The sequence below is a fragment of the Rhizobium sp. SU303 genome (genome assembly GCF_021052345.1).
GTDB classification, from domain to species: Bacteria; Pseudomonadota; Alphaproteobacteria; order Rhizobiales; family Rhizobiaceae; genus Rhizobium; species Rhizobium laguerreae.
In genome coordinates, this window is record NZ_CP088095.1 from 4136033 (window position 1) to 4147500 (window position 11468).

Annotated in this window: 7 protein-coding genes, 1 tRNA gene and 2 rRNA genes (1 of these 10 cut by a window edge); 6 read left to right on the top strand and 4 right to left on the bottom strand. The window is 59.4% G+C overall.

The features are described from left to right. Window position 1 precedes the first annotated feature (1 nt). The 6 genes from RlegSU303_RS20410 to RlegSU303_RS20435 all read left to right on the top strand — a co-directional run bounded on the left by RlegSU303_RS20410 (window position 2) and on the right by RlegSU303_RS20435 (window position 8133). Complete coding sequence (locus RlegSU303_RS20410; protein WP_012759119.1) at window positions 2-352, top strand: ribbon-helix-helix domain-containing protein; 351 nt, start codon at window positions 2-4, stop codon at window positions 350-352. 166 nt (window positions 353-518) lie between these two features. Continuing rightward, window positions 519-1226, top strand: a complete 708-nt coding sequence (locus RlegSU303_RS20415) for an SDR family NAD(P)-dependent oxidoreductase (protein WP_131718774.1) — start codon at window positions 519-521, stop codon at window positions 1224-1226. Between the two features lie 236 nt (window positions 1227-1462). After that, the gene (locus RlegSU303_RS20420) at window positions 1463-2596 is read left to right on the top strand and encodes a calcium:proton antiporter (RefSeq protein ID WP_131718773.1); all 1134 of its coding nucleotides are present in this window, start codon (window positions 1463-1465) and stop codon (window positions 2594-2596) included. 137 nt (window positions 2597-2733) lie between these two features. Further along, on the top strand, window positions 2734-3498 hold the full coding sequence (locus RlegSU303_RS20425) for a bestrophin-like domain (RefSeq protein WP_131644665.1): 765 nt from the start codon (window positions 2734-2736) through the stop codon (window positions 3496-3498). A gap of 226 nt (window positions 3499-3724) precedes the next feature. Beyond that, on the top strand, window positions 3725-4921 hold the full coding sequence (locus RlegSU303_RS20430) for an efflux RND transporter periplasmic adaptor subunit (RefSeq protein WP_131718772.1): 1197 nt from the start codon (window positions 3725-3727) through the stop codon (window positions 4919-4921). Window positions 4922-4962: 41 nt separating this feature from the next. Continuing rightward, entirely contained in the window at window positions 4963-8133 is a 3171-nt protein-coding gene (locus RlegSU303_RS20435) for an efflux RND transporter permease subunit (RefSeq protein ID WP_231283300.1), read from the top strand. Between the two features lie 91 nt (window positions 8134-8224). Here the strand turns inward: RlegSU303_RS20435 and RlegSU303_RS20440 are convergent, their stop codons facing one another. From RlegSU303_RS20440 to RlegSU303_RS20455, 4 genes are all read right to left on the bottom strand, one after another. Then, on the bottom strand, window positions 8225-9034 hold the full coding sequence (locus RlegSU303_RS20440) for a hypothetical protein (RefSeq protein WP_131643086.1): 810 nt from the start codon (window positions 9032-9034) through the stop codon (window positions 8225-8227). Window positions 9035-9437: 403 nt separating this feature from the next. Further along, a tRNA-Met gene (locus RlegSU303_RS20445) sits at window positions 9438-9514 on the bottom strand. Between the two features lie 130 nt (window positions 9515-9644). Next, window positions 9645-9759 (bottom strand): 5S ribosomal RNA (rrf, locus tag RlegSU303_RS20450). Between the two features lie 185 nt (window positions 9760-9944). Next, window positions 9945-11468, bottom strand: a 23S ribosomal RNA gene (locus RlegSU303_RS20455); it runs 1417 nt beyond the window's last position.

Sequence of the window (11468 nt, forward strand, 5' to 3'; positions counted from 1 at the left end):
TATGTGTGAACTCTTCATCAAGGCAGATGCTCGGCTCTGGGAAAGCGCCACCCGGTCGCTGCGCATCGATGGCATGGTCACCAGCGTCAGGCTGGAGAACTTCTTCTGGGCGAAGCTGGAGGAAATCGCCCGGCGCGACGGTATGAATGTCGTCCAGCTGATCACCCGGCTGCATCATGAATCGATCGATGCCGGCCACGATCTCGGCAACTTCACGTCCTTCCTGCGGGTCTGCTGCGCTCGCTATCTCGACCTGCAGCTCACCGGCGACATCCCGGCCGATGTCACCCGTCCGATCGCTGGCCTCGACGCGCCTGTCATCCTCGACCGCGAACGGGCGAAATATCACTGAAATCACGTCCGGCAGACGATCAAAGACGAACGGCCCGCGGATCGCTCCGCGGGCCGTTTCGTAAACATCTGACCTTGTCTTGGCCGGCGGGCTTGTGCTGCCGCTCAGCCTGGATCAACAATGCGCGGCACCGTCGAACGCGGGCACCGTCAGGAGATCGATTGCCATGAACGACCAGAAAGCCGTGATCGTCACGGGAGCCGGCGGCAACCTCGGCAGCGCCGTTGTCCGCGAGCTTGCCAGCGCCGGCGCGAAACTCGTCTGCATGAACCGTTCGAGCAGTGAGCTGGAAGCCTTGGCCGGCGATCTTCCTGCCTCCACGGAGTTTCTGTCGATCGCGGGAACGGATCTCACTGATTATGCTTCCTGCGCCGCCGCCGTCGCCCGGGCCGTCAAGCGCTTTGGCGGCGTCAGCGCATTGGTCAACACCGTCGGCGGTTTCCAGATGGGACCGGTCGGGCCGGAGGCGCCCGCGCAGTGGGAGACGATGATGACCGCAAACGCCCGCACTGCGCTGACAATCAGCGCCGCGGTTCTCCCGACCATGAAGGCGGCAGGCTACGGCCGCATCGTTCATATCGCCGCCGCGCCCGGCCTGAAGGCCGGCGCCAAGCAGGCCGCTTACGCCGCCTCGAAAGCCGCCGTCATCCGGCTGACCGAGGCGATCGCCGCCGAATGCCGCGACGATCGCATCACCGCCAACTGCATCCTGCCCGGGACGATCGACACGCCTGAGAACCGCGCAGCCATGCCCGATGCGAAGACGGACGGTTGGGTATCGCCGCAATCGATAGCCCGCCTCATCGCCTTCCTGATTTCGCCGGCCGCAGCCGTCGTCACCGGCGCGGCAATCCCGGCGACCGGCCGCGAATAACCCAAGGCGCGGCGTGATCGACCGTCGGCGACTGCTCCCTTGTCGAGATCCGTGGGTGATGAACGACAGAGCCCTACAAGTTTTAATCAGTGATTTACGATCTGACTTGAGCTTCGGTTCGCCTTGAGGCAGCGTCGTCTGTGCCTGCTCATGGGACAGGCAAAAGAACAGCGGACGGACACCATGGTGTTGATGATCGCATTGCGGCGGCATTTGCTAGAAGGCGGGTGGTTTCGATGACGGACGGTCCGGCATTGCGCGCTGTCGGCCCAAGCAGCCTGATACGCGAGGAATGGTTCCTGGGCGTCAGCGTCGTGACGAGCTTAGCGTTTCTTGCCTTCCAGGAGCAGCTCTTCGGCCGGCTTGCCGATCCGCTATGGTTCAGTGTCGTTTTCGTCTGGCTGTTTGCCGTCGTCCTCGGCTCCGCACTGTCGGTCGTGCGGCACGCGGATCATTTGGCTGAGCGGCTGAAGGAGCCCTACGGCACGCTTATTCTGACGCTTGCCATCACCTCGATCGAGGTGATGGCAATATCAGCCGTCATGCTTCACGGCGAGAACAATCCCACGCTCGCGCGCGACACGCTGTTCGCAGTCGTCATGATCATCCTGAACGGCATGGTCGGCCTGTCCTTGCTGCTGGGCGCATGGCGGCGACCGGAACAGCAGCATAACCTGCAGGGCGCCAACGCTTATCTCGGGGTCATCGTGCCGCTGGCGACCCTGAGCCTGGTGATGCCGACATTTCTTGCAGGCCCGGACGGACAGCATCCATCCGCACCGAGACAACTGATACTGGGTATAATATCGGTCGGTCTTTACGCTACGTTTCTGTTTCTTCAGGCCGGCCGCCATCGGGACTATTTCGCCGACGACAGCAATCGCCACGAGCATCATGGTGAACATGCTCCTCCCCGCGGGCCGGTTTGGCCTCATGCCATTCTGCTTTTAGCCTATATGGGCCCCGTCGTCTTTCTGGTCGAACAGCTTGCGCGGCCGATCGATTACATTATCGAAACCCTGCATGCCCCGACCGCGTTTGGCGGTGTTGTCATGGCCATCCTTGTCGCGACGCCCGAGGCAATCAGCGCCGTGCGTGCATCCATCGCCAATAATCTTCAGCGTTCCGTCAACATCTTCCTTGGTTCGGTGCTGTCAACGATCGGGCTGACCGTGCCGGCAATGCTTGTCATCAGCCGTCTTTACGGGCACCCGGTGAAGCTGGGCCTCGAACATGGAGATCTGGTGATGCTCCTGCTCACTCTGGCCGTCAGCATCATCACCTTTGCCAGCGGCCGCACGCATCTCATGCAAGGTGCGGTCCATCTGGTGCTTTTCCTGGCTTACGTGCTGCTCATTTTCCAGCAATGAAATCCGCCCAATTACGGCCGCACAAGATCTGGAAGTTAAGAGTTCCGCGCTTGGTCCGTCTTCCGCTATGATGACGGGAGCTATTGCACAGCTTGCAGGGTGGCTGCAGGACCTACGTGGCGATACGGAGGCCGGACTTGGGCTCACTGTTGGTTGGCGGGCTTGTCTTTGTTTTTCTGTCGATGGCAACATCGATAGGATTGGTGGTGCGCGGCCGTTTGCCGGATCACCATCTCAATGCAGAATCCAAGGACGTCATCAGGCTGGCGACCGCGGTGGTGGGAACGCTGTCGGCTCTGACGCTCGGCCTTCTGATTGCATCCGCCAAGTCGTCCTATGACAATGCCGAAGTGGAGATGAGAACGGCCGCGGCACGGGTACTCCTGCTTGACCGCGTGATGGCGCAATACGGGCCGGAAACCGACAAAGCGCGTCAATTGCTGCGTGAACTCATAGAGAGACGGCTGAGCCGCGGCTGGACTGCCGAGACCACCGACGAAACATTCGGCAATGCGCCGGGGGAATATCAGGATATCGAGGCGGTTCAGGCCGTCCTTCGATCCCTGTTGCCGAGGGGTGCCGTGCAGCACTCTCTCCAAGCGCGTGCTGTTGAGGTGAGCGGCATGATGGCCGAGGCCCACTGGCTGCTGGTCGAATCCGGAGAAGAGGGTCTGCCATGGGCCTTTGTCACCGTTCTCGTCTGTTGGCTCTCGCTGCTCTTTGCGACCTTCGGGCTGCAGGCGCCGGCCAATCTGACGGTGCTGTCAATTCTGCTCGTCTGCGCCCTATCCGTCGCCGGCGCCATCTTCCTGGTTTCGGACATGGCGAACCCGTATCTCGGGCTGATCCGCGTTTCGGACGCACCATTACAATCTGCCATCGAACGGCTCGGGAAACCGTAGCCGCGTCATGGCATCCATCGAGGACGAACTCGCAGTTGAATTGCGCACCAACAGCTATTGCAATTTTTAGCAATGCCGCGACATAATATCGCATGCCCGGAACTTTTCGGAGAGGGCTCGTCTCCACCGAGGCATGCATGAAGACTACAGCGCCGCGCGTCTTTTTCAGACGCGCAAATGACGCTGTATGCCTTTGAAAGAGCTCGTAAACATCGGGGCGGCGGCAATGCGTGTGAGATTGTATCAGGGTCTGCACCTGTCTGTGGTGCTCGCCGGCATGGCAATTCTCGCTGGCTGTGAGAAAAGCGGCAATACTTACGTCGCCCCTCCTCCACCTCCGGTTCGGGTCGCCCAGCCGATCCAGCAACCGGTGACGCTCTATTTTGAACTCACCGGCAATACGGTGCCGCTCAACTCAGTTGATATCGAGGCGCGCGTCCAAGGCTACGTCCAATCGATCGACTACCAGGACGGCATGACGGTGATGAAGGGCACCAAGCTCTTCGGAATTGAGCGCAACACCTATCAGGCGCAACTGGATCAGGCGAAGGCATCCCTTGCCTCGCAACATGCGTCTCAGGTCGGCGCACAGCAGGAATACGACCGGCAGCTCAATCTATCGAAGCAACAGGTCACAACGCAGACCGCGGTCGACAGCGCCAAGGCGACGCTCGACGAGGCGAATGCGTCCATCCTCAATGCCCAGGCCAATCTCGATCTCGCGACGATCAACCTCGGATATACGGAGGTGTTTGCCCCCTTCGACGGCACAGTCACCGATCACCTCGTCGATATCGGCGCTCTTGTCGGCGTATCCGGTCCCACCAAACTCGCCAGCATCGTTCAGACAGATCCGCTTTATGCCTATTTCAACGTTAGCGAAACCCAGGTGCTGATGATCAAGGAAACCCTGGCAAGGCAGGGGCGCACCTTCAAGCAGACGGACCTTCCAAGCATTCCGGCGGAGCTCGGCCTGCAGACCGAGGAAGGCTACCCGCATAAGGGACATCTCGATTACGTCTCGCCGCAGCTCGATGCCTCCACAGGCACGCTTCAGGTGCGCGCCCTGTTCGACAACAAGGACCATGCCATGCTGCCCGGTCTCTTCGTGCGGGTTCGGGTGCCGGTCGGCCATAACGACAAGGCTTTGCTGGTGCGCGATGACGCTATCGGGACAAACCAGCTGGGCAGCTACCTGCTTGTTCTCGGCAAGGACGACGTCGTCGAACAGAAGCAGGTCAAGACCGGCCAACGCGAAGGTGCGCTCCGTGTCATCGACTCCGGCCTCGATCCCGCCGACTGGGTCGTAACCCAAGGTATCCAGCAGGCCATCCCCGGCAGCAAGGTCACGCCCGAGAAGATCGAAATGAATCCACCGGCAGCTGCCACCGGCGATGCCAAGGCCAAGACCACCACGCAATGAATCCGCCGCCATGCTTCATCTGAACGTCTAAGGACAACAGCATGATCTCGCGTTTCTTCATCGAGCGACCGATACTCGCCAATGTTCTGGCATTGGTTTTCGTGCTCATCGGCGCGGTCGCCCTGTTCCAGCTGCCTGTGGCGCAATATCCGAACGTCGTTCCGCCGACGGTGCAGGTGACGACGCGCTTCCCGGGCGCCAGCGCCCAGACCCTCGTCGACACCGTCGCGCTGCCGATCGAGCAGCAGGTCAACGGCGTGCAGGACATGCTCTACATGCAGTCGACAAGCGCCAGCGACGGCACCTATTCCCTGACCGTGACCTTTGCCATTGGAACCGATCCGGACCAGGCCCAGGTTCTGGTGCAAAATCGCGTTGCCATTGCGATGTCATCGCTTCCCGAAGCGGTGCAGCTTCAGGGCGTGACGACGCAAAAGAAATCGACGGCGATCCTCGGCTTCGTCAGCCTGACCTCGCCCGATAGCCGCTATGACAGCCTTTTCCTGTCGAACTACGCCGTCATCAATCTGCAGAATGAACTCGCTCGCCTGCCGGGTGTCGGCAACGTCACCGTTTTCGGTGCCGGCCAATATGCCATGCGCATCTGGATGGATCCGAACCTACTGCAGGCACGCGGCCTGACGCCGCAGGATGTGGTCAGCGTCGTGCAGCAGCAGAGCCAGGAGGTTGCCGCCGGCCAGATCGGCATTCCGCCGGTGCCGAAGGGGCAGGTCTTCCAATACACGCTGAACGTCAATGGCCGATTGAACGAGGCGGCCGACTACGAAAACATCGTCGTCAAGGTCGAGAGCGGACAGGGCGGCCGCGTCACCCGCATCCGCGATATCGGCCGCGTCGAACTCGGCGCCCAGACCTACAGCCAATCCTTCATGCAGAACGGCCGGCCGGCAGCCGGTATCGGCATTTTTCAGCTGCCGGAGGCGAATGCCATTGCGGTGGCGCAGGCGGTGAATACAAAAATGCAGGAGCTCTCGAAGAGCTTCCCGCCGAGTCTCGAATATCACGTGCCGTTCGACACGACGAAATTCGTCGACGCTTCCATCGACGAAGTTTACGTCACCTTGATCGAGGCGGGCGTTCTCGTTCTCATCGTCATTCTCGTTTTCCTGCAGGATTGGCGGGCGATGCTCGTGCCGGCGACCACAGTTCCCGTCACCATCATCGGCGCCTTCGCGGCCATGGCGGCACTGGGCTTTACCGTCAACCTGTCGACGCTGTTTGCCATCGTTCTCGCCATCGGCATCGTCGTCGATGATGCCATTGTCATCGTTGAAGGTGTCGCCCGACACATCGAGGCCGGCATGTCTGGCCGAAAGGCGGCCGAAAAGGCGATGGAGGAACTGCTCGGCCCGGTCATCGGTATCACGCTTGTGCTGATGGCGGTTTTCATTCCGGCCGCCTTCCTGCCTGGCCTGACCGGACAGCTCTATCGGCAATTCGCCCTCGTCATCGCCGCCACGGCACTGATCAGCGCCATCAATGCCGTCACGCTGAAACCGACGCAATGCGCCCTTTGGCTGCGCCCGCCGGTCCCGCCCGAGAAACGCAACATCTTCTATCGCGGCTTCAACAGGGTCTATGACAGGGGTGAACGCAGCTATGCAGGGCTGATCGGATCGATGACCCGCCACAGCGGCATCATGGTCATAGCAGCACTTGCGCTGATCGGTGTCGCAGTCTGGGGGCTCGCCCGTCTTCCGACTGCGTTTCTGCCCATCGAGGATCAAGGCTATGTGCTGATCAGTGCGCAGCTGCCAGATGGCGCATCGAAGGAGCGCACAGACGCGGTGATGGAAGAGGTCGGCAAGATCGCCGAAGCCACACCTGGCGTCGACCAAGTACTGACCATCAGCGGCGTCTCCGTTCTCGACAACAATGCCAGCCTGCAGAATGCCGGCGTCGCCTATGTCGTGCTGAAGGATTGGGACGAGCGCGGCAAGGAAAAGGGGCAGGATCTGCTGTCGATCTACCAGCATTTGAACGGCGCGCTGCAAAGCGTGCTCGCCGCCAAGACGCTGGTGGTGGTACCGCCTCCGATCCAGGGCGTCGGCAATGCCAGCGGCTTTACCATGCAGGTCGAGATCAGGAACGGCATTTCCGACTACCCGCTGCTGCAATCGCTTGCCGACACAATCGTCAAGAACGGCAGTGCCCAATCGTCGCTGCAAAGGCTGAGCACGCCTTTTCGCTCGAACGTGCCGCAACTTGCCGTTTCCGTCGATCGGATCAAGGCGGAGACACTGGGAATTACGGTGGGCCAGGTCTTCTCCGCTCTCTCCGGCTATGTCGGATCGAGCTATGTCACCCAGTTCAACAAATTTGGCCGTACCTTCCAGGTCTATGCGCAAGCCGCTTCCGACTTCCGGGTCAGCGCTGAAGACATCCGCAACCTGAAGGTCAAAGCCGGCGATGGGACGATGGTGCCGCTCGGCACGGTCGTCGATGTCACCACGACACAAGGCCCCTCCCTGATCAGCCTCTACAATCTCTACCCGTCCGCAACGATCGTTGGCGGGCCTGCCGCCGGCTTCAGTTCCGGCCAATCGCTCGACGTCATGGAGCAGATTGCCGATCAGACACTGCCGCCGGGTACAGGCTTCGAATGGACGGCGCTGTCCTATCAGGAGAAGGCCGTGGGCGGGCAGATCTATTTCATCTTCGCACTTGCCATGCTCCTCGTCTATTTCGTGCTCGCGGGCCAGTATGAAAGCTGGATCTTGCCGCTGGCAGTCCTTCTCGCCGTGCCGCTCGCTCTCCTCGGCACGGTGGCAGCGCTTATGGCAGCCGGTGTCGCCAACAACCTCTATACGCAGATCGGCCTTATCCTGCTGATCGCGCTTGCATCGAAGAATGCCATCCTCATCGTCGAATATGCTAGGGAAAGGCGGGCGGAAGGCATGGAAATACTGGATGCGGCCGTCGAGGCCGCCCGCTTGCGTTTCCGGCCAATTCTGATGACGTCCTTCGCCTTTATCCTCGGCGTCCTGCCGCTCGTGCTGGCGACCGGCGCCGGCGCATCCGCCCGCAAATCGATCGGCATATCGGTCTTCAGCGGGATGATCGCCTCGACCTGCCTCGCCGTGCTCTTCGTACCCTCTTTCTACGTCGTGCTACAGCGCTTCGAAGAATATTGGAAAGGACGTACGAAGACCGCAGCCGTCGCTGAGGTGGAGGTGTCGAAGGTACAGTAAGGGTGTTGTAACAACCTTTTTGCGCGATCGTCTGCGGTTTGCGGGACTGGGTTGTTGGCGGGCACTTCACAGCGGGATGTTCGAAAAGACGCTATAGTCCCGAGGTCAGTACCCTATGACAGGCAGGCGACACGCGTTGCAGATTATCTCGGAGGCAAGCCATACCCCGTCCTCCGCCCAAAGGCACCATGCGACACAACGCCTGAAAATCCGATCCGCACGTTTCACGCAGGATCATCAGTTCCTCGCGCGGCGAGAAGGCCGGCATCATGGCTCGAGGAGCGGGCGTGGTCGCGACCGTCGCCGCGGCGCCGCTGGCTGGGGTTGATCCGGCTGATCCTCCCCCCGCTGATCCTCCCAAGGCCGCAACGGCTTGCTGACACGGCGCCGATAGAGCGGCATTGTGCTGCTGCAGGCAACTGAGTGCCTCAGTGCCGCCCGGTGTGACGCCGGAGCATTGCGCCATGAAATCGCGTTGGCAGGCCGATTTGACAGCGCTGCGTTGCGCCTGGGTCGGCTGATGCGCCGGTACACCCGTCGCCGGTGCCGGGCTGGTCGCCCCAGTGGTTGCTGGCGCAGCCGGAGCCGGCTCCGCGGATGTCGACTTAGGTTTGCTTATCGCCGACACCGCCTTCCGACAGCCAGCCGAAAGCGTGGCGCTATGCTGTTGCAGGCAAGTGAGCGCCTCGATACCGCCCGGCGTCACCCCTGAGCATTGCGCTATGAAATCGGAGCGGCATTCCGCCCTGATCGCATTGCGCTGCTCCTCAGTCGGCGCTTGCGCGCAAGCGACACTGGCATAGAGCACCACTGCGCAGAGAGCTGGCAATCCCGAGATAGCAAACGGAAGACGACCCCTTCCATGCGAAGTCGTCAGTAAAGAAGATGCCCATTTTCGCATTTATTCATTCCCCCATAAATCTCTGATCTACTCCATGAAATCGCATAGCCTTGCTGAGTAGAATAACCAGCGCCCGCCAATTGGAGGGACGTTGCGTGCTGTTATGGAAATATTAAAATGCCGGCTCCACGTATATTAGAATATTATACTTTTATCAACTATTTACTCGTGCCTGAAAGTTGATCATACGCCCATTGGGATTTTTTTTGCTGCAGTGTCTCTGACCAGAAAGACGCCATGGACCGACCGGGCATGCGTTTACGACAGTTGGGGAACGAGGCTGAGTTTGCCGCAGCGGTTCCCAACGTCAAATCTTGCGTCGCCATGCCATTTCGCAAAAACAGCAAAGCCCCGGCCGTTTTTGCGGTCCGGGGCTTTGTTGTTTGTCTATTTGGGAAGTATCTGGTTGCGGGGGCAGGATTTGAACCTGCGGCCTTCAGGTTATGAGCCTGACGAGCTACCGGGCTGCTCCACCCCGCGCCATGTGCAAATCTTTGAGATTTGCTTCGGTATTATAACACGAAAGGCCGCTTTGTGAGCGGCCCTTTGTTTCGGCTTTGGGCCGTTGGCTGTGAATGAGAAGATTGTTTTACATAGTTGCGTTTTGCAGACCTGGCAGCGACCTACTCTCCCGCGTCTTAAGACGAAGTACCATGGGCGCAGGGGCGTTTCACGGCCGTGTTCGGAAAGGGAACGGGTGCAGCCACCCCGCCATAACCACCAGGTCGGCAAAGCGCAACTTTGTTGTTTTGAGAAGCTGGTGAAGTCCTATGACTTCGTTTTTGAACACGTTTTAGAGCTCCAACCGGACGAACACTTCGTGTTCGCCGGGACCGGGCAAAGGCTGACGCCTTCGCCTTGTCAGGACGACCGCTTTGCGGTCGCCTTGAGATGAGCATAGTCAATGAGAACGATCAAGCCGATCGAGCTATTAGTACCGGTAAGCTTCATGCGTTGCCGCACTTCCACACCCGGCCTATCAACGTGGTCGTCTTCCACGGCTCTGATAGGGAATACTCGTTTTCAGGTGGGTTTCCCGCTTAGATGCCTTCAGCGGTTATCCCGTCCATATGTAGCTACCCTGCTATGCCCTTGGCAGGACAACAGGTCCACCAGAGATATGTCCATCCCGGTCCTCTCGTACTAGGGACAGATCCTGTCAATATTCCTACACCCACGGCAGATAGGGACCGAACTGTCTCACGACGTTCTGAACCCAGCTCACGTACCGCTTTAATTGGCGAACAGCCAAACCCTTGGGACCTGCTCCAGCCCCAGGATGCGATGAGCCGACATCGAGGTGCCAAACAACCCCGTCGATATGGACTCTTGGGGGTCATCAGCCTGTTATCCCCGGCGTACCTTTTATCCGTTGAGCGATGGCCCTTCCACGCGGGACCACCGGATCACTATGACCGACTTTCGTCTCTGCTCGACTTGTCAGTCTCGCAGTCAGGCGGGCTTATGCCATTGCACTCGACGACCGATTTCCGACCGGTCTGAGCCCACCATCGCGCGCCTCCGTTACTCTTTCGGAGGCGACCGCCCCAGTCAAACTACCCACCATACACTGTCCCGGACCCGGATGACGGGCCGCGGTTAGACATCCATGACGATAAGGGTGGTATTTCAAGGATGGCTCCACGGAAACTGGCGTCCCCGCTTCAAAGCCTACCACCTATCCTACACATGCCGACACGAATGCCAGTGTAAAGCTATAGTAAAGGTGCACGGGGTCTTTCCGTCTGACCGCAGGAACCCCGCATCTTCACGGGGAATTCAATTTCACTGAGTCTATGTTGGAGACAGCGGGGAAGTCGTTACGCCATTCGTGCAGGTCGGAACTTACCCGACAAGGAATTTCGCTACCTTAGGACCGTTATAGTTACGGCCGCCGTTTACTGGGGCTTCGATTCAAAGCTTGCACCTCTCCTCTTAACCTTCCAGCACCGGGCAGGCGTCAGACCCTATACGTCGTCTTGCGACTTCGCAGAGCCCTGTGTTTTTGATAAACAGTCGCTACCCCCTGGTCTGTGCCACCCCATAATAGTTGCCTAGCATGGGGTCACGCTTCTTCCGAAGTTACGCGTGCAATTTGCCGAGTTCCTTCAACATAGTTCTCTCAAGCGCCTTGGTATACTCTACCTGACCACCTGTGTCGGTTTCGGGTACGGTCTATACGGTGGAGCTATTTCCTGGAACCGCTCCGCTGCCCATCCAATCCAATTAGAATGAACAACTTGTGCAATCCGTCACTACCACCAGGCCCACGAATATTAACGTGGTTCCCATCGACTACGCATTTCTGCCTCGCCTTAGGGGCCGGCTAACCCTGCTCAGATTAACTTTAAGCAGGAACCCTTGGTCTTTCGGCGAGAGGGTCTCTCACCCTCTTTATCGTTACTCATGTCAACATTCGCACTTCCGATACCTC